23 protein-coding genes are annotated in these 23,322 nt (G+C 70.9%); 8 read left to right on the forward strand and 15 right to left on the reverse strand.

The genetic code is table 11. From position 1 onward, the window contains the following. Positions 1-30 precede the first annotated feature (30 nt). Complete coding sequence (locus tag FIF60_RS17485; protein WP_144299576.1) at positions 31-318, forward strand: hypothetical protein; 288 nt, start codon at positions 31-33, stop codon at positions 316-318. Here the strand turns inward: FIF60_RS17485 and FIF60_RS17490 are convergent. Further along, positions 315-722: a DoxX family protein gene (locus FIF60_RS17490; RefSeq protein WP_144299577.1), complete on the reverse strand. Its 408-nt coding sequence runs from the start codon at positions 720-722 to the stop codon at positions 315-317. The two genes, FIF60_RS17485 and FIF60_RS17490, sit on opposite strands and share 4 nt — an antisense overlap. A gap of 113 nt (positions 723-835) precedes the next feature. On the opposite strand from FIF60_RS17490, the gene FIF60_RS17495 reads away from it, so the two are divergent. Further along, a complete protein-coding gene (locus tag FIF60_RS17495; protein ID WP_144299578.1) occupies positions 836-1,186 on the forward strand; it encodes a RidA family protein in 351 nt (116 codons plus the stop codon). A 298-nt stretch (positions 1,187-1,484) separates the two neighbouring features. Continuing rightward, positions 1,485-2,378 (forward strand): CHAP domain-containing protein, encoded by an 894-nt coding sequence (locus FIF60_RS17500; RefSeq protein WP_144299579.1) that lies wholly within the window; start codon positions 1,485-1,487, stop codon positions 2,376-2,378. Between the two features lie 70 nt (positions 2,379-2,448). Here the strand turns inward: FIF60_RS17500 and FIF60_RS17505 are convergent, their stop codons facing one another. Both FIF60_RS17505 and FIF60_RS17510 read right to left on the reverse strand, forming a co-directional pair. After that, positions 2,449-2,892, reverse strand: coding sequence for a nuclear transport factor 2 family protein (locus FIF60_RS17505; protein ID WP_144299580.1), 444 nt, complete (start codon positions 2,890-2,892; stop codon positions 2,449-2,451). Between the two features lie 26 nt (positions 2,893-2,918). Continuing rightward, on the reverse strand, positions 2,919-3,995 hold the full coding sequence (locus tag FIF60_RS17510) for an alcohol dehydrogenase (protein ID WP_144299581.1): 1,077 nt from the start codon (positions 3,993-3,995) through the stop codon (positions 2,919-2,921). A 121-nt stretch (positions 3,996-4,116) separates the two neighbouring features. Between FIF60_RS17510 and FIF60_RS17515 the strand changes: the two genes are divergently transcribed. Beyond that, positions 4,117-5,379, forward strand: coding sequence for a DUF3422 family protein (locus FIF60_RS17515; RefSeq protein WP_144299582.1), 1,263 nt, complete (start codon positions 4,117-4,119; stop codon positions 5,377-5,379). Between the two features lie 9 nt (positions 5,380-5,388). Here the strand turns inward: FIF60_RS17515 and FIF60_RS21950 are convergent, their stop codons facing one another. The 5 genes from FIF60_RS21950 to FIF60_RS17540 form a co-directional block, all read right to left on the reverse strand. Then, positions 5,389-5,907, reverse strand: coding sequence for a PEP-CTERM sorting domain-containing protein (locus tag FIF60_RS21950; protein ID WP_204251236.1), 519 nt, complete (start codon positions 5,905-5,907; stop codon positions 5,389-5,391). A gap of 135 nt (positions 5,908-6,042) precedes the next feature. Continuing rightward, a complete protein-coding gene (locus FIF60_RS17525; RefSeq protein WP_158639280.1) occupies positions 6,043-8,073 on the reverse strand; it encodes a HAMP domain-containing methyl-accepting chemotaxis protein in 2,031 nt (676 codons plus the stop codon). A gap of 127 nt (positions 8,074-8,200) precedes the next feature. After that, positions 8,201-9,334 (reverse strand): toxic anion resistance protein, encoded by a 1,134-nt coding sequence (locus FIF60_RS17530; protein WP_144299584.1) that lies wholly within the window; start codon positions 9,332-9,334, stop codon positions 8,201-8,203. Continuing rightward, positions 9,331-10,185 (reverse strand): 5-bromo-4-chloroindolyl phosphate hydrolysis family protein, encoded by an 855-nt coding sequence (locus FIF60_RS17535; RefSeq protein WP_144299585.1) that lies wholly within the window; start codon positions 10,183-10,185, stop codon positions 9,331-9,333. Before FIF60_RS17535 ends, FIF60_RS17530 begins: the two co-directional genes overlap by 4 nt. Further along, complete coding sequence (locus FIF60_RS17540) at positions 10,182-10,415, reverse strand: hypothetical protein (RefSeq protein WP_144299586.1); 234 nt, start codon at positions 10,413-10,415, stop codon at positions 10,182-10,184. Before FIF60_RS17540 ends, FIF60_RS17535 begins: the two co-directional genes overlap by 4 nt. Positions 10,416-10,508: 93 nt before the next feature. Between FIF60_RS17540 and FIF60_RS17545 the strand changes: the two genes are divergently transcribed. Together FIF60_RS17545 and FIF60_RS17550 are read left to right on the forward strand one after the other, a co-directional pair. Beyond that, positions 10,509-11,456, forward strand: coding sequence for a BKACE family enzyme (locus FIF60_RS17545; RefSeq protein WP_144299587.1), 948 nt, complete (start codon positions 10,509-10,511; stop codon positions 11,454-11,456). A gap of 152 nt (positions 11,457-11,608) precedes the next feature. Continuing rightward, complete coding sequence (locus tag FIF60_RS17550; protein WP_144299588.1) at positions 11,609-13,768, forward strand: ComEC/Rec2 family competence protein; 2,160 nt, start codon at positions 11,609-11,611, stop codon at positions 13,766-13,768. Between the two features lie 23 nt (positions 13,769-13,791). Here FIF60_RS17550 and FIF60_RS17555 read toward each other — a convergent pair whose 3' ends face one another. Next, entirely contained in the window at positions 13,792-14,367 is a 576-nt protein-coding gene (locus tag FIF60_RS17555; RefSeq protein ID WP_144299589.1) for a hypothetical protein, read from the reverse strand. A 239-nt stretch (positions 14,368-14,606) separates the two neighbouring features. Between FIF60_RS17555 and FIF60_RS17560 the strand changes: the two genes are divergently transcribed. Further along, positions 14,607-14,990 (forward strand): RidA family protein, encoded by a 384-nt coding sequence (locus tag FIF60_RS17560; RefSeq protein WP_144299590.1) that lies wholly within the window; start codon positions 14,607-14,609, stop codon positions 14,988-14,990. Between the two features lie 12 nt (positions 14,991-15,002). Here the strand turns inward: FIF60_RS17560 and FIF60_RS17565 are convergent, their stop codons facing one another. Both FIF60_RS17565 and FIF60_RS22150 read right to left on the reverse strand, forming a co-directional pair. Further along, the gene (locus tag FIF60_RS17565) at positions 15,003-17,873 is read right to left on the reverse strand and encodes a caspase family protein (RefSeq protein ID WP_144299591.1); all 2,871 of its coding nucleotides are present in this window, start codon (positions 17,871-17,873) and stop codon (positions 15,003-15,005) included. Positions 17,874-17,877: 4 nt separating this feature from the next. Beyond that, entirely contained in the window at positions 17,878-18,879 is a 1,002-nt protein-coding gene (locus tag FIF60_RS22150) for a YMGG-like glycine zipper-containing protein (RefSeq protein ID WP_144299592.1), read from the reverse strand. Positions 18,880-19,148: 269 nt separating this feature from the next. Here FIF60_RS22150 and FIF60_RS17575 point away from each other — a divergent pair, with 269 nt between their 5' ends. Beyond that, on the forward strand, positions 19,149-19,532 hold the full coding sequence (locus FIF60_RS17575) for a c-type cytochrome (protein ID WP_239451696.1): 384 nt from the start codon (positions 19,149-19,151) through the stop codon (positions 19,530-19,532). A gap of 105 nt (positions 19,533-19,637) precedes the next feature. Here the strand turns inward: FIF60_RS17575 and FIF60_RS17580 are convergent, their stop codons facing one another. The 4 genes from FIF60_RS17580 to FIF60_RS17595 all read right to left on the reverse strand — a co-directional run. Next, positions 19,638-20,525, reverse strand: a complete 888-nt coding sequence (locus FIF60_RS17580) for an ABC transporter permease (RefSeq protein ID WP_144299593.1) — start codon at positions 20,523-20,525, stop codon at positions 19,638-19,640. After that, a complete protein-coding gene (locus FIF60_RS17585) occupies positions 20,518-21,465 on the reverse strand; it encodes an ABC transporter permease (protein ID WP_144299594.1) in 948 nt (315 codons plus the stop codon). Before FIF60_RS17585 ends, FIF60_RS17580 begins: the two co-directional genes overlap by 8 nt. A gap of 6 nt (positions 21,466-21,471) precedes the next feature. Further along, positions 21,472-22,992 (reverse strand): ABC transporter substrate-binding protein, encoded by a 1,521-nt coding sequence (locus FIF60_RS17590; RefSeq protein ID WP_144299595.1) that lies wholly within the window; start codon positions 22,990-22,992, stop codon positions 21,472-21,474. Then, the coding region (locus tag FIF60_RS17595) for an oligopeptide/dipeptide ABC transporter ATP-binding protein (RefSeq protein ID WP_338032105.1) at positions 22,989-23,322 on the reverse strand (334 nt) is incomplete at its 5' end. The genes FIF60_RS17590 and FIF60_RS17595, both read right to left, overlap by 4 nt.

The raw sequence follows: 23,322 nt of genomic DNA on the forward strand, positions 1-23,322 counted from the left end.
GGGACGGCGCCTGCGCGGTATGTTCCCGGCATGACGACACGACGCGTCCTGCTCGCCGCAGTGCTGGCGCCTCTCGCCGCCCCTGCCCACGCCTTCCGCCTCGAACAGGCCGATGGCGAGACGGAATCGCTCCTCTCCGAGCGTGCCGCCGCGTGCAGCGCGGCATCGGATCACGATGCCCTGCGCGCGAAGCTCGAGGCGGCGCTTGCGGCGGCGGACGAGGAGGCGGCGGTCGAGGCCGTGCGCGCGGCGCTCGGCACCTGCCCCACTTGCGGTTGCGGCCTCGCCTTCGCAGCCATGGAGACGCTGCGCTTCTAGCCTCTCGCGGGCGAGCTGTCGCGGGAGCCGTCGACGCTCCAGGCGCCCGGCCCGGTGAACACGAAGAGCAGGAAGACGAAGCAGTAGAGGATGGCCGCGTCGCCGCCGTTGAGCAGCGGGTAGAGATTGTCCGGGGCGTGGAACATCCAGTAGGCGACCGCCATCATCCCCGACAGAACGAAGGCGACGGGACGCGTGAAAAGCCCGACCAGGATCAGCACGCCGCCGACGACCTCCAGCACCCCGCCGATGCCGATAAGCGACAGGAGCGGCGGCATCTCCCCGCCTGACGGCGGGGCGGGAAATCCGAACAGCTTCTGCGTGCCGTGCGGGATGAAGATCAGCGCCGTGGCGATGCGGAGCGCGGCGAGCGCCTGGGGCGTGTAGCGGGAGAGCGTTTCCATCGCCGCGTTCTTCCCGCTCCCAGACCTCGGCGCAACCCGCACCCGGTTGCCCACGCGTTCACGACCGCGTATCCCCTGCCGCGCACACCCGAACGAAGGAAAGGGAGAGAGGCATGAGCCGGATCGAACGCATCAACCCGGGCAAGATCTATTCCGACGCCGTCGACTATCACGGCTTCGTCTTCCTCCGCGGCATGACCGCGAAGGACACCTCGAAGGACATTAAGGGCCAGACGGCCGACATCCTTGCCCAGATCGACGCCGCGCTCGAGGAGCGCGGCACCGACAAGACGCGCATCCTCTCCGCCCAGATCTGGCTCTCCGACATCTCCCTGCGCGACCAGATGAACGAGGTATGGACGCCGTGGGTCGCACCCGGCCAGGCGCCTGCCCGCGCATGCGTCGAGTCGAAGCTCGCGACGCCGAACATGCTCGTCGAAATCATGGTAGTTGCCTGCAAGTAGCTTAACTTTTCGTTAATAATCATAGACTTGCGGGGCCCCGGCGCGGTTCGTGCCGGGGCCTCGCCTCATTCGGGCAGGCGTTCGGCACGCTGACCTCGCGGCAATCCCCGAAACATCCCGAAACACGCTGTTATAGGACTGTCTACCCATTTCAACAGTTTCTACACAGCGGGATCGGGTGAAACATTGCGGCAATACGGAGGCACGTCGCTCTACGGGTTGTCTCGGGCGGAACACCATGGTCAAGCGCTTGGGTCTGCCCCGCCTTGTTTCGCTATCAGCCAGGAGCACTCCAGCCATGCGCGTCGATCGTTGCGGCCGTCTCCTTGCCGCGCTCGGCATTGCCTCCCTCCTCGCCCTCCCCGCCCTCGAGGCCTCGGCCAGCTCCTCGGCCACCAGTTCCGCTTCCCGCCAGACCACGCGCCAGATCGCGCTTCAGCGCGGCGGCGCGTCCGCCGGCCGCCTCGAATGCGTTCCTTATGCGCGCCAGGTTTCCGGCATCGACATCACCGGCAACGCCCATACGTGGTGGCGCCAGGCAGAGGGCCGCTACGCCCGCGCCAACGCGCCGGAGCCCGGCGCTGTGCTGGTGTTCCGCTCCTCCGGCGGCATGCGGCTCGGCCATGTCTCGGTCGTCTCGCGCGTCGTCTCCTCCCGCCACATCCTCGTCGAGCACGCGAACTGGCCCGGCCCTGGCTTCCCCAAGGGCCGCGTAGCGCGCGACGTGTCGATGATCGACGTGTCCGACCGGAACGACTGGACCACCGTCCGCGTCGAGATCCATGGCGACCGTGACGGCTTCGGCCGTCATTACCCCACCTACGGATTCGTCCTGCCGCGCCTCGCCAATGGCGCGCCGCTGCCGCCCCTGAACCCAATCACCGTCGCCCGCGCCCGGCTCGACGAGCGCGCGGCCCGTGCCGCCGCGCGGCCAGCGGGCTATGTCGGCCGCCCGGCAGCGCTGACCGACGCGATCGCCTCCGAGATCGGCGACGTGGCCGAGCCTGTCACCCGCGCCCCCGCTCCGGTCGTGGCCCAGAGTGCGGTCCAGACCGTGGCACAGGCCGCGGCGCCTGCCGCACGGCCCGCCGCGCAGCCTGCGCCCGCCGTTCGGGTGGCGATGTTCACCCCGCGCGAGAGCCTGCACGACGACGAGATGGTGTTCGGCGCGCCAGACCGCTCGCTGCGCTGACCGACCTGCCGGACGCGCAGGAATGAAGGGCGGCCCCAGGGCCGCCCTTCTTCCGTTCGATCAATTCCGATCAGTGCATCCGGTGCGGCGGCGGCGGTTCCTCGTCGCGCGTCGGCGGCTCCTCGCCGACAGGGCCCGCCTGGTGCAGCACCATCCGCCACGCCCCCTGCTCGAGCCGGAACAGGTTGGTGCAGGCAAGCAGCGCACCGCCCACCCGCTCGTGGCAGATCACCATCGCGGTGTCGCCGCCGAGCATCAGCGCCACCGCGCTCTCGCACACCACGTCGGGCGCCTCGGGGTTGCGCAGGATCGCCGTCCAGGCCGCGACGATCTCGTCGCGGTCGGTCAGCGGGTTCCATCCTGGATGGAGGCAGGCGACCGGCCCCTCGCGCGACCAGATCGCCTCCATCGCGGCGATGTCGCGGCCAGCAAAGGCATCGTAGAAGGCCTGGTTGGCCGCAAGCACCGCATCCTCGACGAGCGCGGGCAGCGGCAGGGGCGGACGCCGTGCCATGCCGTATTCCTCCCCTGCCCCGCGCCTCAGAACGCGCCGTTATTCTCGAGCACGACCCGCCCGACGATCTGGCCCTGGCGAAGCCGCGTCAGCACCGCATCGGCATTCGCGAGCGGCTCCGTCGCGACGGGGATGGGCTTCAGCTTGCCCGACCGCGCGAGGTCCATCAGCGCGCGAAGCTCCTTCGGGTTGCCGACATGCGAGCCCCGCACCACCATCGCCCGCATCACCGTCAGCGGCAGCGGCAGGGTGATGTCGCCGCCGTAGAGTCCGACGGCGACGTAGGAGCCCCCCTTCCTCAGGATCGCCGTGCCGGCGCGCGCGGTGGGCCCGGCGCCGACGAGGTCGATCGCGGCGGCGACCGGCCCGCCGGTGACGGCGAGGATGCGGCTCGCCACCGCGTCGGAATCGCCCGAGCCGTCGACCACATCGGTCGCCCCTTCCGCCTTCGCCGCAGCGCGCTTGGCCTCCGCGACATCGACCGAGACGATCCGCTTGTGGCCGAGCGCGTTCAGCACCGAGATCGCGGCAAGCCCGAGCCCGCCTGCGCCGAAGAGAACGATCGGCTCGTCGGCTGGAAGCGGCATCACCTTGTTGATCGCCGAATAGACGGTGATGCCCGAGCAGGCATAGGTGCCGGCAAGCGCGGGATCGACGCCATCGACCGACACGAGGTGCCGCGGCTCCGGCGCGATCACGTGCGTCGCGTAGCCCCCGTGGCGGTGCACGCCGAGCGCCCGCATCTTCGGGCAGTAATTGTCCTCCTCCGCGAGGCAGGCGGCGCATTGCCCGCAGCCGACCCAGGGGAAGACGACATACTGCTTGCCGACCTGCACCCCCTTGCCCTCGGCGGCCGGCCCGAGCTTGACGACACGGCCGACGATCTCATGACCCATCGCGAGCGGCAGCGACACACCGCGGTCCTTCAGCGACAGCGTCTTGCCGCCGCCGAGATCGTAGGAGCCTTCCCAGATGTGGATGTCGCTGTGGCAGACGCCGCAATGCGTGACCTCGAGCAGCACCTCGGTGCCCTCGGGCTCCGGCGTCGGCCACTCCATCATCTGCAGCGGCTTGCCGTTCTCAACGACCGCATAGGCTCGCATCGCCCTCTCCTTCCCTCGCCGGTTCCTGCGCGAGGAAAGGCCGCTGCCGCTCCGCGGTCAAGCGCGGGTTCCGGTGCGGAACCGTTTCCATCGGCGCGAGAGGCCATGGCAGTGTGCGCCGATGCATGATCATCCCCTCCGCCGCGCCCTGAATGACGAGCTGCACGCGCGGCCGCATCTCCGGATCGTCCCGCCGGCCGCCCTCTCGCATGTCGTGCTCGTCGCCGAGGAAGGCGCGGCGGAGGCGGACCGCGAGGCCTTCGCCGCCTTCTGCCACGCGCATGGCGCGGCGGAGCCGCCGCCTGGCGCGCGCAACCACATTGCCCCCGTGGCAGGGCGCGTGATGCGCTGGGAACGGCACGGCGAGTTCCAGACCTTCACCGTGCTTGCCGAAGGCGAGGGCGAGGACAGGGGAACCTGGTCTGCCATCCACCCCGAGGCCCAGGGCTTCCTCGACGGCCTGCGCGGCGACAGGCTCGGCGCGCTGCATCTGAGGATCCTTCCCGGCGGCGCGGAGGTTCCGCCGCAGGGCGCCTTCGCCGGCGAGGTCGTCGGCAGCGCGGTCGGCAATGGCGAGGCGCAGGCCTTCACCGATTTCCGGATGGGCGAGGACGGGTTCGTCCGCATGGTGCTCTACGCCAACCTGCTCACGCCTGGCCGGCTCGGGCGGATGGCGCAGCGGCTGATGGAGCTCGAGCACTACCGGATGGCAGCGCTTCTCGGCTTGCCGGTCGCGCGCGACGCGACGCCGCGCCTCGCCGCGCTCGAACGTCGCCTCGACGAGACGGTCGCCGCGACGGCGGCGGGCAGTGCGGCCGACGACACGCGGCTTCTCGACCAGCTCACCAAGCTCGCCGCGGAGGCCGAGGCGCTCGCCGCTGGGAGCCGGTTCCGCTTCGCAGCGACCGAGGCCTATGGCGCCCTGGTCGAGGCCAGGCTGGTCGAGCTCGGCGAGGAACGGCTCTCCTCGGTCCAGCGCATGGGCCTGTTCCTCGACCGCCGCTTCACCCCCGCCCTCCGCACCTGCGCGGCGGTGTCGCGTCGCAAGCGCGCCCTGACCGACGGCATCGCCCGCGCGGGCGGCATGCTGCGCACGCGCGTCGAGGTTGGGCTTGCGGCGCAGAACCGCGACCTGCTCGCGGCGATGGACAAGCGCGCCGCCGCGCAGCTTCGGCTGTCGCAGGCCGTCGAAGGGCTCTCCGCCTTCGCGATCTCCTACTACGCGGTGAGCCTCGTGAAGCTCGCCGTCGACGGGCTGCCCGCCTTCGGCCTGCCGGATGCGCCGAAATGGGCCTCCGTCATCGCCGTGCCGGCCATTGCGGTGGCGATCTGGATATCGATCAGGCGCCTGCGCCGCAGCCTCGCGGGGGGGAACGATCCGTGAGGGGTATCGTCAGGCAAAGGGCGCGGAGCGCAGGCGGCGCCGGAGCGCGAGAAGGCCAGCGAGGCCGAGGCCGAACAGGCCGAGCGTCGCGGGCTCGGGAATGGCGGTGGACGTGAACGTTGCCGTCCCTTCCCCGCTCGAGACGTAGTCGGGCGCGACGAAATAGGCGAGAACCGCGAGGTCCGCCACCGGCTTGGCGGGCCCGAGGATGGTGATGAAGAAATCGGTCGTGCCGAAATCGAAGTCCCAGACGCCGTTGAGCAGGTCGCCGATCACGAGCTGGTCTGCCGCGGCATCGTAGAAGAAGCCGATTCCCGCACCGCTCGTCGCGAAATTGCCGGCGAGAAGCTGCGCCACGCCGCTGGCATCGGCCGCGTCGTCGAACTCGAGCCCGAAGCTTCCCTCGAAGGTTCCGCCCCCTTCGATCGGGAAGGCGACGTCCCAGGTGCCGGCAACGGGCGCGGCGGCGGCTGGCGAAAGTGCGGCCCCGGCGAGCAGCGCCGCGGCGGCGAAGGTAGCAAGGCGCATGGCGGATCCCCCGGTTCCTGCGTCAACCCAGCCGCCGGTTTGCCATGCCAAGATTTCAGAACGATGCCAGCGGCGAGCAAAATGGGCGAGGCGCCCGCGCGCCCCGCCCTTGTGCGCCCCGGCCCCAGGGGGGGGTCAGGCGGCGCGGACGGTGGCGAGGAAGCCCTCCACCTCCCGCTTGAGCCTGGCAGACTGCTCGGAGAGCTCACCCGCCGCGCCGAGCATCTGGCTCGCCGCGGCGCCGGTCTCGGACGAGGCCTCGGTGACGCCGGCGATGTTGGTCGCGACGTCCTGGGTGCCGCGTGCGGCTTCCTGGACGTTGCGCGCGATCTCCTGCGTCGCCGCCCCCTGCTCCTCGACGGCAGAGGCGATGGAGGAGGCGATCGCGCTCATCTCCGTGATCGTCTCGCCGATGGAGCGGATCGCCGCGACGCTCTCTGCCGTCACGCCCTGCATCTCGCCAACCTTCCGGCCGATCTCCTCGGTCGCCTTCGCGGTCTGCGTCGCGAGGTTCTTCACCTCGGCCGCCACCACCGCGAAGCCCTTGCCTGCCTCGCCCGCACGCGCCGCCTCGATCGTGGCGTTGAGCGCGAGAAGGTTCGTCTGCCCCGCGATGTCGCCGATCAGCCGCACCACGTCGCCGATCTGCTGCGCGGCGGCCGAGAGCCCCTGCATCTTGCCGTCGGTCTCGCCGGCCTGCGCAACCGCGCGGTTGGCGATCGCCGTCGAGGAGACGACCTGGCGCGAGATCTCCTGCACGCTCGAAGCAAGCTCCTCCGTGGCCGAGGCCACTGTCTGGACGTTGGCGGAGGCCTGCTCGGTCGCGGCGCTCACCGTCGTCGCCTGGCGGGCCGTCAGCTCCGCCGTCGAGGAGAGGCTGCGGGCAGAGCCCTGCATCTCCGTCGCTGCCGCGGAGACGCCATCGACGACGCCACCCACCGCCGCCTCGAACTCGTCGGCGAGCTTGCGCAGCGCTGCCTTCTTCTCCTCCTCCGCGGCGATCGCGGCGGCTTTGGCCTCCTCCTCCATCCGCCGTACGGCGATGGCGTTGTCCTTGAACACCTGAACCGCCTTGGCCATGGAGCCGATCTCGTCGCGGTTCTCGAGCGCGGGGACCTGCGTCTCGAGCCTGCCCGAGGCGAGCTCGGTCATCGCGCCGGTCATCCGCGTCACCGGCCCCACGATGCCGCGCCCGATCGTCCAGGCCAGCAGGAGGCCGAGCGCGATCGCGCCCGCGCCGAGGCCGAGCATGAGCTGCGTCGTCGCCGTGATCGTGCTGTCGACCTCGCCATTGGTCTCCGCGACGGCCCGTTGCTGCTGCTCGAGAAGGCGGACGATCGTGGCGTTGGTCCGCTCGGCGATCGGCGCGCCTACCTCGTCCACGAGCCGGTCGAGCTCGGCTTGGGCCCGCGCGCCTTCGCCGACCGCCTCCTTGTAGGTGCCGATCGAGACTGCGATCGCGCGAAGCTTGGCCTGCTCGGCCGCATCGGCGGACAGCTCAACCGTTGCCTCGATCTCGCGCAACGCCGAGGCCACCCGGTCATTGAACCGTGCGAGCAGTTCGGCCGTCGGCGACAGCAGGAGGCGGTTGGCCTCGAGGCGAAGCAGCCCGACATACTGCTGGGCGACACCGCCTCGGGCAGCGACCGCAAGATCGGACCGCGCGATCGCGGCCTCGACAACGGCGGTGAGGTCCTCGCGCATCCGCAGGCCGACAACATCCATCCGCTGCGTCACGACCGCCGTGCGCGTCTCGCGCGTCGGCACGATGCGCGCGAAGTTCTCCTCGTACTGCTTGAGCAGCGCGGCGATCTCGCGGCCGAGGGCGGCGCGTTCCTCGCTGCGGAACTGGCCGACCATGCGTTCGGTCTTGGCGTTGAGGTCGCCGAACAGCGCCCGCGCGCGGTCCCGGCTCGCCTCGTTTCCGGTGTCGATGTAGCGCAGCACCTCGCGGCGTGCATCGGCGAAGTCGGACCGGATTTCTGAGCCGAGAAGCGCATTGGACGCGATCGACTGGGACTGGTCGACCGCACCGCCGATCGTTCGGAACTCGACGACAGACACCGTTGCCAGCGCGCAGAGCAGCAGGAGCACGATGGCAAACCCGCCGAAGATGCGCGTAGAGACGCGGAGGCGGCCGTTCAGGCGGGCGATCGAGGACAGCATGGGGGCGGAACCTTTCCTTTGGTGGCCCGGTCCCGCCATCGTCTGCCAGGGTCGTTACCCATCCGTTGGCGCACGCATGCGCCGCTGGCGTGGCCGCCGCGCGCGCGCCGCCTAGCTCATCGGAGGCCTACCGCGTGGGTGCGGGCGAGGCCGGGGGCGAGACCCTGGCGCGGGCAGAGGACAGGCTCTGCTTCAGCTCGCCCTCGAGCGTCACGAGCGTCGCTTCCGCTTCGCGGCGCTTCACCCGCGCCGCGTCCGCGATGCGCAGCGTGTCCTCGATCGTGCCGACGAGCTGGTCGTTCGCGCGCTTGACGGCCTCGATATCGAACACCCCGCGCTCGACCTGCTCCCGGATCTCGGCATTGGACTGGCGCAGCGCGTCGGCGTTGGCGGTGAGAAGCTCGTTGGTGAGGTCGGTCGCGGCCTTGAGGTCGCCGCCGGCCTCGCGGGCGCGCGCGATCGTCACGGCGAGCGTGAGCTGCTGCTTCCAGAGCGGCACGGTGTTGACGAGCGTGGAGGTGATCTTGGAGACGAGCGCCTTGTCGTTCTCCTGCACCACGCGGATGGCCGGCAGCGCCTGCATCGTCACCTGGCGGGTCAGCTTCAGGTCATGCACCCGCCGCTCGAGCTCGTCGCGCCGACTGCGAAGGTCGCGCAGCGCCTGGGCCGCGAGCATGTCTCCCCCCGCCGCGGCCTTCTCCCGCTCGGGGATCGTGACGCTGTCGAGATAGGAAAGCGCCTTCTCCCCGGCCTCGATGTGGTCGGCGAGGGAATGGAAGGAGACGAGCGTGCCGTCATACAGCCGGTCGAGATTGGCGATGTCCCGGCGAAGCTTGTCCTTGTGCCGGTCGAGCGTGATCGTGGTGTCCTCGATCTGCTTCTGCACCGTCTCGTAGCGCTGCAGCACCTTCACCACCGGCTTGGCGCGGCCGAGCAGGCGGTCAAGCAGGCTGCGCTCCTCCCCCGCCTCGCCCGCGTCGAAGCCGCGCAGGATGGCGACCATCTCGTTCAGCGGCCCGGCGGCGGCGCCGGCATCCTTGTTGCGCACGCCGTCGAGCATTTCGTCCGCCACCTTCGTCACCTCCGCCTGGGAGGACACGCCGAAGGCGATGATCGCGTCGCTGTCCGCCTCCGCCACCTGGGCCGCGAGGGCGGCGACGCGCGCATCGCGCTCGGGGCTCGCCGCAGGCAGGGTTTCGGGAAGCGGCGGCCGGAAGACCGGGGTGGCCGTGGCGGTCGCGGTGGTCGGCTGCTCGTTCATCTCGGAACCTTCTCCCCTGCGGATGCCGCGCCCTGCACGATGCCCTCCTCGCGGAGACGCTGCTGGAGGACGGCGATGTCGACGTCGAGGGCGCGCACGTCGCTTTCCCTCAGGCTTGACAGCTGCGCCTCGAAGGCGCGCTCGAGATCGCCGAGAAGGATGCGGAAATTCTCTTCGAGCTTCGGCGAGGCGATGTCGCGATGCGTCTCGACATAGCGGTTGGCGACGCCCTCCGCCCCTTCGAGGGTGATGGCGAGGAAGCGGCGCGCGCGGCGGAGATCGGCCGGGTCGGATTCCGCCTCGGCGACAATCCTGCGGGCGAGCGAGGCAAGCCGGGCGATGGTCTCTGCGAACTCGCGCTGCGGCACGGCACCGGCCGCCTTCTCGAGCCGCGCGATGCTCGCCCGCGCCTCGGCGATGATCGCGGCATCTCCCTCGAGCTTCGGCGGCGGGGCGGGCGGCGGCACGGGCTTTGGGTCGGCGCCATACATCAGGCGGATCGCCGCTGCGGCGCCGAGCCCGAACAGGCCCGCGACGATCGGGTTGTGGGCCACGGCAAGCCAGGCCGCGAGGCTGGTGCCGACGCCCGCAAGTGCGGAGAGCTTGGCGCGGAAGCCGCGCGTCGGCTCGCGCCCCTCGGCCTCTGCCGCGAAGCCGCGCCGTGCCATGATCGTCCCGCCCACGATCATCGCCCAGCCGCCGCCCGCCCCGGCAAGCACCTGGAGGTCGCCGGCGGCGAGACCGGCCACGGCAGTGACGAGGAGCGGCGCGGAGAGAACGAACAGCGCCCAGCCGCGCTGGCCGTGGCGGAAGCGGCGGAACCGCTCGGACCAGTCCTGGCGGGGGCTCACGTCACGACCGCGAGGAAGGATTGGCAGGACGCGAGGCCGAGCGTGGCGGCGAGCAGCAGTGCCCCGGCCACGCGGTTCAGCATCGGCGGCGATGGCGGGGGCGCGGGCGGCAATTGTGCCTCGCGCGTCGCGGGCACGCTCTCGCCCGGCTGGATACGCCACGGCTCGCGGCGCGGCCACCAGGGCGAGGGAGCGCGCGTGTTCGGTGGTCTGGGCTGTCCGGTCTGCATCGTCGCCTCACGATATAGGAGACCGCGGGTCGCTTCGCAGCCTTCGCCGGGCGGGGTAGCGTTCCACGCGTAGCACGAAGGAGAGGAAACGGCATGACCGCGACGGCATCGAGGCAGCGCAAGGCCATCATCACCTGCGCGGTGACGGGATCGATCCACACCCCGTCGATGTCGCCGCACCTTCCGCTGACGCCCGACGAGATCGCGGCCGACGCGATCGCCGCAGCCGAGGCAGGGGCTGCGATCCTCCACCTCCATGCCCGCGACCCGAAGGACGGGCGGCCCACGCCCGACCCAGCCGTGTTCATGGGGTTCCTGCCGCGAATCAAGCAGTCGACCGACGCCGTCGTGAACATCACCACGGGCGGCGGCCAGGGCATGAGCGTGGCCGACCGCCTGGCCGCTCCTGTGCGGGCGAGCCCGGAGATGTGCAGCCTCAACATGGGCTCGATGAATTTCGGCCTCTACCCGATGCTCGCCCGGTACAAGGAGTTCAAGCACGATTGGGAGCGGGCCCATCTCGAGAACAGTCGGGACTTCATCTTTCGCAATACGTTCAAGGACATCGAGGAGATCCTCAAGACGTTAGGCGAAGGTCACGGCACCCGTTTCGAGTTCGAGTGCTACGATGTCGGCCACCTCTATAGCCTCGCCCATTTCCTCGACCGCAAGCTGGTCAAGCCTCCCCTGTTCGTGCAGACGATCTTCGGCATCCTCGGCGGCATCGGCGCGCATGCCGAGGACCTGCAGCACATGAAGCGCACCGCAGACAGGCTGTTCGGCGAGGATTACCGCTGGTCGGTGCTCGCGGCCGGTGCCCGCCAGATGCCGCTCGTGACGACGGCTGCGATCCAGGGCGGGAACGTGCGCGTCGGTCTCGAGGACAGCCTGTGGCTCGGCCCGGGAGAGCTCGCGAAGAGCAATGCCGACCAGGTGGCCAAGATCGCGCGCATCCTGCGCGAGCTCGGCATCGGCATCGCGACCCCCGCGGAGGCGCGCGAGATGCTGGCCCTCAAGGGCGGAGACAAGGTGGCGTTCTAACGGGCCCTCAGGCGCCGGGCGCCGACTGCGGCGGCTTGGCTCGCGCCACGAGGCGCGGCACGCGGTTCGCGCACTTGCTCGCTGCGCAGGCGCGACGCCTCCCGCCTCGCTCGCGAATGCGCTAGTCTGCGCGTGGAGGTTGCAGGCAGGGGATGGCATTCGCCCATTCGGTCAGGACGCTCGGGCGCGGCGAGGCGGGCCTCGCAGCGCGGCTTGCTGCCCTCGCCGCGCTCGGCGCGGGGGTGCGGGTCCTGCTCGCCATCCCCGTGGCCATGGGCGCGGGAATCCTCCTGTATTTCGCCCTTCCCTCCGAACCGGCGCGCTGGGTCGGCGCCACGGTGGCGGTCTCCGCGCTTGCGGCCGGGCTGCTCCTGCGAAGCCAGGCGCTGCCTCGGCTCGCGCTACTGCTTCTCGCTGCCGGCGGCTTCGGCTTCGCGGCATCGGAGTTCCGCACCGCCTCCCTCCCGCCGCTCTCTGAGGTGCCGAGCCGGGGGGTAATCGTCACCGCGATAGTCGAGCAGGTCGAGGCGCTGCCGGAAGGCCGGCGGGTACGGCTCGGCGACGTGCTGGCCGGCGAGGAACCGGTCGTGCGCGACGTGCGCGTGCGGCTTCGCGACGGGGACGCGGCCGCGCTTGCACCGGGGGACAGAGTCCGCGTCCGCGCCCTTCTCCGACCTCCCGCGCCGCCGGCGATGCCTGGCGCCTTCGATTTCCAGCGCTTCGCCTATTTCGCAGGCCTCGGCGCAGTGGGAACGGCGCTCGGCCCGGTCGAGGTGCTCGAGCGCGGCGCGGAGCGTGGCTTCGCGCGCTGGCTCGCCGGGCTTCGACAGGTCGTGCTCGCCCGCGTCTCGGATGCCGTCGGCGGGGCGGAAGGAGCGGTCGCGGGCGCGCTGCTGACCGGTTCGCGCGCCGCCATCCCGCGCGAGGACCTCGCCGCGATGCGTGATTCCGGGCTCGCGCACCTACTCTCGGTGTCGGGGCTTCATGTCGGCATCGTCGGCGGCGTGGTGTTCGGGTTCGTCCGGCTCCTGCTCGCGGTCACCGGCGCGGCGCTGCATGTGCACGCGAAGAAGGTCGCCGCCGTCGCGGGCATTATTGCTGCCTTCCTCTACATGCTTCTGACGGGAAGCCAGGTGCCGATGCAGCGGGCGGTGGCGATGGCCGCGCTGTTCGCGCTCGCCGTGCTGCTCGACCGGCAGGGTATCGGGCTCCGCGCACTCGCGCTTGCGGCGATCGTGGTTCTCGCCTTCCAGCCAGAGGCGCTGCTCGGCCCATCCTTCCAGATGAGCTTCGCCGCCGTGCTCGCGCTCATCGCCGCCTACCAGGCGGGGCGGCCCTGGCTCACCCGCGTCCACGCCGCGCGCGGGTGGTACGCGCGTGTCGGTGCGGCGCTCCTTCTCCTCTGCTTCACCTCGCTTGTCGCCTCGGCAGCCACCGCCCCCTTCGCTGCCTGGCATTTCCAGCGCGTGCAGCTGTTCGGCATCGTCGCCAACGCGCTCGCCGTGCCACTGACCGCGGTCGCGGTGATGCCGCTCGGGCTCGTCGCGCTCGCCCTGATGCCGCTCGGGCTCGAGGCGCTTGCGCTCGTGCTGATGGGCTGGGCGGTCGAGGTGATCCTCTGGGCCGCGCGGACCGTCGCCGCCTGGCCCGGCGCGGCGCCGCTCGTCCCCGCCGCACCTGCCTGGGGCATCCTCGCCGTCTCGGGGGGGATGCTCGCGCTCTGCCTTGTGCGCGGGCGGTATGCGCTGCTGGGCATCCTGCCGCTCGTCGCCGGGCTATTGAGCCCGTGGACGGTCGCGCCGCCGGACCTCGTGGTGAATCCTACCGCGCGCCTGATCGTTCTGGCGGGCGGGGGCGGCCCGGTCGCACAATCCGTATCGGGAGCGAACCGGATCGACCGCGAACAGATCGCCGCGATGTTCGGGCAGGAGACGCTTGGCCCGCTTCCGGAAGGCGAGGAGGGCAGGCTTTCCTGCACGCGCGAGACCTGCACCCTGCGTGGGCCGGAGGGACAGGCGATCCTGCTTCTCAGGCCCGGGCCGCACGAGGCGCGCTGCGACGACGCAGCCCTCGTCGTTGCCGCGGAACCGCTGCGCGGGCGCTGCCGGCCGAGCCCGATGATCGACCGGTTCACCATATGGCGCGACGGCGCACATGCGGCGTGGTTCGAGGGTGATGCCGTCCGCGTGGTGTCGGACCGCTCGCTGCGCGGCGAGCGCCCTTGGGTCGCACCGGTGCCGGAGCCGCGCTGGCAGCCTTCGCGGCTGCCGCTCGCGCCGGTCCTCGGCGCGAGCCCCGACGCGGAGGAGTGAGCCGCCGGGGCGCGGCTGAGCCGTCAGCCGCGCGTGTCGAGATGGGTGATCGCGATGTCGCGGTAGGGCAGCTTCATGCCGTCGACATGCTTGTGGGTGGCGCGCAGGACCACGCCCGTATCGGCATCGATCCAGTAGCTCACCGAGGCGCGGAAGCCCGTCGGCCCGTGCAGGCGCATCTGACGCTCGAGGCGTATGGCGCGGCGCGAACCGTTCGCGAGCGCGACCTCCTCCTCGGCGCCGCGCTCCCAGGTCTCGACCCAACTGTCGGTCACCACGTGCTCGCGGATCGTCACGACCGTTCCGGGCTCGCCGAGCAGCAGCCGCCAGAGCGCGGTGCGGGCCTCGAAGATGTCGGGGCCAAGAGGCGCCCAGAAGCCGAACAGCAGACGGCGCGTGTTCTCCCCGACGCGGACGACGCAAAGCCCGTCCTCCTCGGGGTCCTCGCCCATGAAGACGAAGCGCTGTCCGTCATCGCGCACCGCGACGGTGCCAGCGTTCGGGCAGGGAGCGCGTTCGGCCCTGCTCGGGGCCGCAAGGGCAAGCGTTCCGAGAAGCGCCAGCCCAAGAAACAGGCAGTTCTGCAAGCGACGGGGCACAGGTACCTCCTTCTTCCAGAGACGCCCCTCCCGAACGGCCGGCTTTCTGCCGACCTCTGCATGCTCCATGCCATTCATGAAACTTCAGTGAACACCGTAGCCGCGACAGCGATGGGCGTATGTGCGACGGGTCACGTCAGCGTCTGACGCAAAACCATTCCTGTGATGAAACGCACCGGGCGGGTTATCGGTTGCCCGCGCGGTTGCGAAGCCCGCCGCTCCCGGGGCAGCATCGCTCGATGCAGACACGCAGGATCATCGCCCCGGACGGCCCGCAACCACCCAGCGCCTATGCCCAGGCCGTCGAGGTCGCGGACGCCCGGCGCTGGCTGTTCGTCAGCGGGCAGATTCCCGTCTCGGCCTCGGGCGAGGTGCCCGAGAGCTTCGAGGAGCAGGCGCGCCTCGCCTGGCGGAACGTCGAACGCCAGCTCGTCGCCGCTGGCATGACGCTCGGCAACATCGTCAAGCACACGACCTTCCTCTCCGACCGCAAGTACCGCGACGCCTACCGCAAGGTCCGCCTCGAGGTTCTGGGCGAGCACGCGCCGGCGTTGACCGTCGTCATCTGCGACATCTTCGATGGCGCCTGGCTTCTGGAGATCGAGGCGGTGGCCGCGGCCTGAACGAAGCCGGCCTCAGGGCATGACGCGCGCGACCGGGAAGCCGCGCAGGTCGCGCTGCGCGGTGCGGAACACGGCGTCCTGGGCGTGCCCCTTTTCGCGGGCGAGAACGCCGACGCGGCGCGAGACATACTCGCCGAGCGCGAGCGCGGTCACGACGCCACGCTCGTCCCGCCCCGCCCGCCCCGTCAGTGCCTCGCGAACGGCGACGGCGAAGACGCCGTTCTGGTCGTCGTAGCTGTCGAGCGCTTCCTGGAGCGAGGTGCTCGCGGTCAGCAGATAGCGGCCCGTCTCGTTGCCGACGGAGGCGAGGGCATCGACCGCCACCTGCCCGGCGTAGCAGGTGTCCATGAACAGGAAGCCGTTGCGGGCGCGGATGCGCGACAGCGCCGCCACGAGAACCTCGTCGGACAGGCCCTGGCGGCGCAGCGCGTCCCAGGACGACGCGTCCGACACGTCCTGCGGCAGGAACAGGAAGCGCTCGTCCGGCTCGGTCTTCACCCCGTGGCCGGCGAGATAGAGAAGGAAGGTGTCCTGCGGGCCGATCTCGCGCGAGAGCCGGTCGAGGGCGGCGAGGATTCCCTCCTTCGTCGCCGCCTCGTCGGTCAGCACGGTCACCTCGGTCGCGGCGAAGAGGCCCAGCGCGCCGGTGCGCAGCGTCTCGGCGACGGTGGTGGCATCGGCCGCCGCGAATCGCAGCGCGAGCTGCGGGTTGCGGTAGCGGTCGACGCCGACGGCCATGACGAAGAGCCGCGCCGCGCTGTCCTCCACGCCCACGGCCTCGAGCCGCGTCACGGGGCTTTCGGCGAACAGCCTTCCGGCCTCGTCCCAGGCGCGGACCTGCAGCGCGTTGCGGCCCGGGTCGAGCGCGACGTCGATGCCGATCTCCGGCGTGCCTGCGGGGTCGACGCGCCCCACGTTGCGGCCGTTGAGGAAGACATCGACCGGCCCGAGGCCGAGCCCCCGGTCCTCGAGCCTGAGGCCGAGCCGCACGCGGTTCGTGCCGAGCGGCAGCGCGGCCTCGGGGTTGTGGGCGCGGCAGTCGCCGGAGATGTCGGGGATGCAGAACCCGGTCAGCGTCACGCGCGGCTGCCGGGCGATCACGGCGCGGACGTCGCCCAGCTCCGCAAGCCGTCGCTCGGCCGCGCGCGTGTCACCGTCCAGGCGGGCGCGAACCACAGCCGGTGCGTAGAGGGCGCGATAAGCCTGCGCGAAGGAGGCCCAGTCGGGCTGCTCTGCCGCGCGGCGGTTCAGATGCACGCCCACGAGGTCCTGCCCGCCGCCCTCGCCATGGTCGAAGAAGCCTTCCGGCGTGAACAGCGCCCAGCGCGCGCCATCGGCGTGCACGAAGAGCGCGCCGCGCTCTGCGAGACCATCGAGGTCGAACCAGCGGATCGTCCCATCGCCGAGCATCGCGACCGCCGCGCGCGCCTCCGGCGCGACCGCGAGCGCCCAGACCGCGCCTGTCGTCGCGGTGGCGGCAAGGGAACGGCCCTGCCGGTCGTAAAGCCTCAGATGCGTGTCCGTGCCGAGCAGGACCGTATCCCCCACGACGGCGGCTGACCGGGCAACCTCGCCGCGGCCAAGCGGCAGGGGGCGGTTGTTCAGCTTCGGCCCCGTGCTGTCGCGCCAGTCGGTCACGGAGAGGCCGCCGGAAGACAGCGTCGCCGGCGCGACAGAGGCACCGGAAGCGGTCTGGAGCCCCCGCCCCCGGAGGTCGAAGCGGAGCCTCCCCTCGACGCCCGGCCACTCGACCGCGTGACCATCGGCAGAGACGGCGAGCGCGCCGCGCGCAATGCGCGGGTCGGACGCCGCGGGTTGCGGGCGCCGCGCGATCGCGCCATCGGGTCCGATCACGCCCCAGCCCGGGTCGGCCGCGGCGTAGGCGAGGCCGCCAGAGGGGATGGCAAGGAGATGGACGATGGAGTCGCGAGAAGCGGCGATGTCGCGCGCCGGGCCGAGGCCGAAATCGGCCCAGCGGCGAATCACCCCGCCCTGCTGCCCCGGCCCGGCGGCGTGGAGCTGCACGCCGCCTCGCCGGTCCGACGCCCAGGAGACGGCGGGCAGGGTCGCTGCCGGAACGCCTCCGACATCGGGGGAGAAGACGCGCCTCAGCCCCGACGCCGAGAGCACGTCAACGAAGGCGGCGTTCTCGTAGCCGACCGCGAGAAGCGTGCCGTCGGGCGAGAGGGCGATCCCGTAGGGCCGGGCGTTCTGGCGCGGCGTGGCTTCGGCGAGCTTCCGTCCGGACGCGTCGTAGGCCCGCACCAGCCCGTCTGCGGCGGTGGAGAAGATCCGCCCGTCGGGTGCGAACACCACCATCCGCGCGGGGCCGCGATAGCCGGTGTCCTCGGCAACGAGGCGCCCATTCGCCGCATCCCAGAGCCTCAGGCCGGCCTGGCCGCCGAGCGCTGCGGCGAGCCTGGTGCCGTCAGCCGAGACGGCGAGGTGGTTGACCGGCGCCGGTAGCCCGCCGAGCCGGCCGAGCATTCGTTGTGTCGCAGTATCAAAGAGATAGATCGCTCCTCTCTGATCCCATGCGAACCCGGTGATGCCGCCGGCATAGGCCCGCCTTCCGTCAGGCGACAGCGCGACCGCGAAGAGCTCCCCCTCCTCGGCCGGGCCGATCGGGCCGCGCAGCACGCCTTTCGCCTCGCCAGAGGGAAGCGACCAGAGCCGGACGGTCTTGTCGTCAGAAGCGGTGGCGAGAAGCGTTCCGGCCGCATCGATCGCAAGGCGGTTGACCGGCCCGGCATGGCCGCCCGCCTCGATGCGGATGAAAGGCGTGTCGGGCGGCGCCCCGTTCGCTCCCCCCTGGCCCGCCGCGGTGCCGGGCCAGGCGACCGCGAGGCAGAGGAGGAGGACTGCGAGGCGGCGGAACGTCATCCGCTCAGGAGGTCAGCTCGAACCCGCTCGAGGATGCCGACTGGGCGACGGCGACGCTCTGGCTGAAATTGTCCCGCTTGGCGACGTTCGTGGCCGCAAGCGTCGTGACATCGGAGCCGGAGCCGGATGCGGTGGATGCGGTCGTCACCCGGCTCGACCCGACGCGAAGCGTGTCGGCAGGCGCGTAGCCGCGCATGCCCGACGGTGTCTCGACAAGGGCAAACCCGTCCTGCCCCCCCGTGATCGTCACCGTGTCGCGCGGCGCGAGGCTTGCGATTTCCGGCGCAGCAGGGTCGGGCCGGAGGCGGACGGGCGCCTGCCGCGTGGCGACGGCGCGGCGGGTCGCAGGAGCCGCGGCCTTCTGCGCGTCGATCTGGCTCTTGGTGCCTGGCTGGAGGTTCTCGGCGGCGACGACGAACTCGTCGCCGCGCGAGGCGATCTTGGAGTTGATTTGCTGGGCGAGGGCGATGTCGCGGTCTGCCCAGCCCTTGATCTGCGCCATCCGGGCGCGCCCCTGCTCGAGGGTGGAGCGGCCCTCCGCAACATCCGTGCGCACCTGCTTGGCCTGGGCGAAGCGGCAATCCATCAGCGCGTTGAAAGCTTGCTGCGAGCGGTCGATCTCCGCGTTCTCACGCGAGAGGTCGTTCTGCACGCGGGTTGCGAGAACCGCCTGATCGCGGCTCTGCTGGTTGAGCGCGACCCAGTAGCCTGTCGCCGCGCCGGCGATCGCGCCCGTTGCCGCCCCGATGGCCGCGCCGCGCGCCCCGCCGCCGAGCAGCCCGCCGAGCACCGCGCCACCGACGGCGCCGATGAAGGCGCCCTTGACGATGTCCTCGGCGAAGAAGTTCCCGGTGCTGTCGAGCGCCACCACGTAGGGGCGACACTGGTCGGAAGGGTCGGCCGCGCCGATCCTCTGCTCCTGCGTGGTGACGCAGCCGCCGAGCATGGCAGCGACGGCGACCAGCGACACGCCCTGGCGAAGCCTTCCGACGCGGAAGATCTGCATACCCCGTCCTCGCACATGATGCCGCGCACCGTCGCGGCCACCCTCAACCTATACGCGAACACGGCGCAATCTGCGCGCCCTGATCAAGGAGCGTAACAATACGCCAGATTCCGGCGCGTTGGCAGCCCCGTGCGGGGGTCTGCGTGATGCGGCGCACACGCCACACTCGCGCCATCGCGCGGCCGCGCCCCATTGCCATCCTGGCAACCATGGCGATATTCGGAGCGTTGTCGTCGAGAGGGTTCCGTATGAAAGGGAGAGGAAACGACATGGTTCGTGCACTTGTACCGATGCTGGCGGCTGTGGCGCTCGTCACGCAGGCTGCTCCCGCGCTTGCGCAGGATGCCGCCGCGGGGCAGCGGGTGTTCGCGCAGTGCCGCGCCTGCCATACGCCGGACCAGGGCGGCCGCAACGGCGTCGGGCCCAATCTCTGGGGCATTGTCGGCAAGCAGGCCGGCCAGCGCGAGGGCTTCCGGTACTCCGCGAACATGCAGGAGCTGGCTCAGGGTGGGCTCACCTGGACCAAGGAGAATCTCGACAAGTACCTCGCCAATCCGAAGGATGTCGTGCCGCGCGGCTCGATGGCGTTCGCTGGGGTGCGTAACCCCGAGCAGCGCGCCAACCTGATCGCCTATCTCGAGACGCTGAAGTAGCGCCTCTCCCGCCGCCACGCTCGGCGGCCACGGCCAGGAAATCGGGGACCATGCGCCGGCATGGTCCCCGTTTCTTTTGTCTCACTGCAAGCAAAAGGGCGTTGGCTAGCCCTGCTCTCTTGGGTCGAGCGCGTCGCGCAGGCCGTCGCCGAGCAGGTTGAAGGCGAGCACCACGGTGAAGATCGAGAGGCCGGGGAAGATCGCCATCCACGGCGCCTGCTCCATGAAGCGCTGCGCGGTGTTCAGCATGCTTCCCCAGGAGGGCGCAGGCGGCTGCTGGCCGAGCCCCAGGAAGGAGAGCGACGCCTCTGCGATGATGGCGGAGGCGATCGCGAGCGTCGCCTGCACGAGAAGCGGCGGCACGATGTTAGGCAGGATGTGGCGCACGGCCACGCGCCAGCGCGGATTCCCGAGCCCCCTCGCCGCCTCGACATAGTCCTCCACCTTCACCGCCATGGTCGCGCCGCGCGCGAGCCGGATGAAGATCGGGGTGGCCGAGATGCCGATCGCGATCATCGCGTTCTCGAGCGCGGGGCCGAGGAAGGCCGCGAGCGCGATCGCGAGGATCAGGAACGGGCAGGCGAGCATCGCGTCGGTGAAGCGCGAGATCAGCGCATCGACGCGCCCGCCGAGGAACCCCGCCGCGAGGCCGACCGGCACGCCTGCCGCAAGCGCGATGGCGACGGAGACGACGCCTGCGAGAAGGCTCGCCCGCGCACCCCAGATGACGCGAGAGAGGATGTCGCGCCCGTTCTCGTCGGTGCCGAACCAGAAGAGCTCGGAGGGCGGCTTGCGGATGGCGGCCCAGTTCGTGCGCGCGGGGTCATAGGGCGCGATCAGCGGCGCGAGAACCGCGATCGCGATGAAAGCAAGCACGACGGCGAGGCCGAACATCGCCGCACGGTGGCGCAGGAGCCGCCGGAAGGCGCGCCGCGCCGGGCTCTCGCCGCGCGCCGCGACGGCGGGAGCCGCGATCACCGCCCCGTCAGGCATGCCGGAGCCTCGGGTTGATCAGCACGTAGAGGACGTCCGCGATCAGGTTCAGAAGGATGTAGAGCGTCGCGGTCACGAGCACGACGCCCTGCACCACCGGATAGTCGCGGTTGAACACGGCATCGACGATCAGCTTGCCGAAGCCCGGGATGGTGAAGACCTGCTCCGTCAGCACCGCGCCAGAGAGGAGCGTGCCGAGCTCGAGCGCGCCGAGCGTGACGACGGGCACGAGCGCGTTGCGCAACGCGTGCTTCAGCACCACGACGCGCTCGCCGAGGCCCTTGGCGCGTGCGGTGCGCACATAGTCCTGCCCCATCGCCTGCAGCATGGCCGAGCGCATGTGGCGCATGAACACCGCGGCGATCCCCGAGCCGAGCACGAAGGCCGGCATGATCGTGGTCGCGAGGCTCTGCCGCCAATCCTCGGAGAGCGGCACGTATCCCGAGGGCGGCAGCCAGCCGAGCTGCACGGAGAAGAACAGGATCATCATGATGCCGAGCCAGAAATTCGGCAGCGACAGCCCGGCAAGGCCGACGGCATTGGCGCCCCAGTCGAGCGGCGTGTCCTTCTTCACCGCGGAGAGGATTCCGAGCGGAATCCCGATGAAGACGGCGATGACGAAGGCCATCAGGCCGAGCTGCAGCGTCACGGGCAGCTTCTGCGCGATCACCTCCGCGATCGGTTCGCGGATCCGCCACGAGAAGCCCAGATCGCCCTGCAGCACGCCCCAGAGCCAGAGCCCGTATTGCACGGGAAGCGGCTTGTCGAGGTTGAGCTCGGCGCGGATCTGCGCGAGCACGGTCGGGTCGCCCCGCTCCTCGCCGGCGAGGATGAGCGCGGGGTCGCCCGGCATCAGCTGCTGCAGCCCGAAGATCAGCAGCGAGACGAACAGCAGGGTGGGGATGGTCTGCCCCACCCTGCGCGCGAGGAAGAGAAGCATCCGCGCTCAGTTCGCCAGGCGCAGATCCTGAACGCGGATCAGCCCGTCCGGCACGTTGACGAAGCCGGTGAGCCGCGCGGTGTGGGCGACGATGTTCTTGCGATGCCAGAGATAGAGGCGCGAGCGGTCCTCCACCACCGCGTGCTTGTACATCTGCTCGTAGAGCGCGACGCGCTTCTCGAGGTCCGTCTCGACGCGCGCGGCATCGAGCAGGCGGTCGACCTCCGGGTTGCTGTACTTGCCGTCGTTCTGCGGGCCGCGGCTGTGCACGAAGGTCCAGAGATTGCCGTCCGGGTCGGTGCGGCCCGACCAGGCGAGGAGATAGGCCTCGAACTCGCCCCGCGTTGCCGCCTGCAGCGAGGAGGCGAACTCCATCGCGTTGAGGGTGATCTCGAACCCGGCCTCCGCGGCCATCGCCTGGATCACCTCGCCGACCTGGCGGAGCTCTGGGTTGTTCGGCACGGTGAGCACGATCTTCACCGGCGCCTGCACCCCTGCCTCGCGCAGGAGCGCGCGGGCGCGCGCGACGTCACGCGTCGGCGGCGTGAGCGACTTCACATGATAGGGCGAGGACGGCGGCACGGCCTGCCAGGTCGGCGTGAACATGCCGTTGTAGACGACCTGGTTGATGGTCGCGCGGTCGATCGCGAGGTCGAGCGCCTGGCGGACCTTGGCGTTCTGGCCGAGCGGCGTCTGCGCCCGGGCGCCGTTGCCGATGTTGATGGTGAGGCCCTGGTAGCCGAGCTCGTCCGACATCGAGATGCGCAGGCGGTTGTTTCGCTGCACGGTCGCGACGTCATTCGTGCCGATGGTCTGGACGAGCTCGAGCGAGCCTGCCTGGAGGTTGGCGAGCCGCACCGTGTCGTCGGGGATCGGCTGGTAGATGATGCGGTCGATGTGGATGCGCCCCTTGTCCCAGTAGTCGGCGAAGCGCTCCACGACGATGCGGTCCTGCGCGACGCGCTCGACGAAGCGGAACGGCCCTGCGCAGACGGGCCGTGTGCCGAACTGCGCACCGGCCGCCTCGGCCGCCTTCGGGCTGACCACCATGCCGGAGCGGTCGGTCAGCTGCGCGAGGAAGGGCGCGAAGGGCTCCTTCAGCGTCACCCGCACGGTGGTCGGGTTGACGGCCTCGGCCTTCTCCATGCTGTTGATCTCGCCGCGCCGGAAGCTGCCCTGCATCGTCAGGTGGCGGTTGAGCGAGTACACGACGGCGGCGGCGTCCATCGTCTCGCCGTCATGGAACTTCACGCCCTCGCGCAGCGTGATGATCAGCGTCTTCGGATCCTCCCACCGGTAGCCGGTGGCAAGCTGCGGGACGATGTTCAGGTCCTTGTCGATGTCGAACAGCTTGTCGCACAGCGAGGCGAACACGATGCGGCCGACGAACGTTCGCGCGAGCGTCGGGTCCATGATGTCGGGATCCTCGCGCAGGCCGATGCGCAGCGTCTGCGCAGAGACCGGGGCGGCGGCGACCGCGGCCGCAACGAGCGCGGCGGCGGCGAGAAGGGTACGTCGGAAACTCATCGAGGGCCTCCCGTGGTTTCGAGTGTCGTGGCGGGACGGTTCCCGCCGGTGAAGTAGGACGCAAGCCTGGCGAGCCGCGCCCGGCCCGCCATGTCGGACGCAGCGACGGGCGCGTCCATCGGCAGCTTCTGCCAGTGGTGGCAGGCGACCGCGTGGCCGTCGCCCGGGTCGGCAAGCGCCGGATCCTCCGTCCTGCAGCGATCGTCTGCGAAGGCGCAGCGCGTGTGGAAGCGGCAGCCGGGCGGCGGGTTGCGCGGGCTCGGCGGGTCGCCAGAGACGAGCGCCGCGGCGCGCGGCGCGGCCGGGTCCGGCCGCGGCACGGCGGCGAGA

The organism is Elioraea rosea (assembly GCF_007644105.1).
Taxonomy (GTDB): Bacteria; Pseudomonadota; Alphaproteobacteria; order Acetobacterales; family Acetobacteraceae; genus Elioraea_A; species Elioraea_A rosea.

What these genes read in the sequence shown, in the direction of transcription:
- FIF60_RS22150 (WP_144299592.1), bottom strand. Translation starts at nt 18,879, where the DNA reads ATGCAGATCTTCCGCGTCGGAAGGCTTCGCCAGGGCGTGTCGCTGGTC.
- FIF60_RS17545 (WP_144299587.1), top strand. Translation starts at nt 10,509, where the DNA reads ATGACCGCGACGGCATCGAGGCAGCGCAAGGCCATCATCACCTGCGCG.
- FIF60_RS17515 (WP_144299582.1), top strand. Translation starts at nt 4,117, where the DNA reads ATGCATGATCATCCCCTCCGCCGCGCCCTGAATGACGAGCTGCACGCG.
- FIF60_RS17510 (WP_144299581.1), bottom strand. Translation starts at nt 3,995, where the DNA reads ATGCGAGCCTATGCGGTCGTTGAGAACGGCAAGCCGCTGCAGATGATG.
- FIF60_RS17500 (WP_144299579.1), top strand. Translation starts at nt 1,485, where the DNA reads ATGCGCGTCGATCGTTGCGGCCGTCTCCTTGCCGCGCTCGGCATTGCC.
- FIF60_RS17530 (WP_144299584.1), bottom strand. Translation starts at nt 9,334, where the DNA reads ATGAACGAGCAGCCGACCACCGCGACCGCCACGGCCACCCCGGTCTTC.
- FIF60_RS17490 (WP_144299577.1), bottom strand. Translation starts at nt 722, where the DNA reads ATGGAAACGCTCTCCCGCTACACGCCCCAGGCGCTCGCCGCGCTCCGC.
- FIF60_RS17525 (WP_158639280.1), bottom strand. Translation starts at nt 8,073, where the DNA reads ATGCTGTCCTCGATCGCCCGCCTGAACGGCCGCCTCCGCGTCTCTACG.
- FIF60_RS17580 (WP_144299593.1), bottom strand. Translation starts at nt 20,525, where the DNA reads ATGCCTGACGGGGCGGTGATCGCGGCTCCCGCCGTCGCGGCGCGCGGC.
- FIF60_RS17505 (WP_144299580.1), bottom strand. Translation starts at nt 2,892, where the DNA reads ATGGCACGGCGTCCGCCCCTGCCGCTGCCCGCGCTCGTCGAGGATGCG.
- FIF60_RS17495 (WP_144299578.1), top strand. Translation starts at nt 836, where the DNA reads ATGAGCCGGATCGAACGCATCAACCCGGGCAAGATCTATTCCGACGCC.
- FIF60_RS17560 (WP_144299590.1), top strand. Translation starts at nt 14,607, where the DNA reads ATGCAGACACGCAGGATCATCGCCCCGGACGGCCCGCAACCACCCAGC.
- FIF60_RS17550 (WP_144299588.1), top strand. Translation starts at nt 11,609, where the DNA reads ATGGCATTCGCCCATTCGGTCAGGACGCTCGGGCGCGGCGAGGCGGGC.
- FIF60_RS17575 (WP_239451696.1), top strand. Translation starts at nt 19,149, where the DNA reads ATGGTTCGTGCACTTGTACCGATGCTGGCGGCTGTGGCGCTCGTCACG.
- FIF60_RS21950 (WP_204251236.1), bottom strand. Translation starts at nt 5,907, where the DNA reads ATGCGCCTTGCTACCTTCGCCGCCGCGGCGCTGCTCGCCGGGGCCGCA.
- FIF60_RS17565 (WP_144299591.1), bottom strand. Translation starts at nt 17,873, where the DNA reads ATGACGTTCCGCCGCCTCGCAGTCCTCCTCCTCTGCCTCGCGGTCGCC.
- FIF60_RS17590 (WP_144299595.1), bottom strand. Translation starts at nt 22,992, where the DNA reads ATGAGTTTCCGACGTACCCTTCTCGCCGCCGCCGCGCTCGTTGCGGCC.
- FIF60_RS17585 (WP_144299594.1), bottom strand. Translation starts at nt 21,465, where the DNA reads ATGCTTCTCTTCCTCGCGCGCAGGGTGGGGCAGACCATCCCCACCCTG.
- FIF60_RS17540 (WP_144299586.1), bottom strand. Translation starts at nt 10,415, where the DNA reads ATGCAGACCGGACAGCCCAGACCACCGAACACGCGCGCTCCCTCGCCC.
- FIF60_RS17485 (WP_144299576.1), top strand. Translation starts at nt 31, where the DNA reads ATGACGACACGACGCGTCCTGCTCGCCGCAGTGCTGGCGCCTCTCGCC.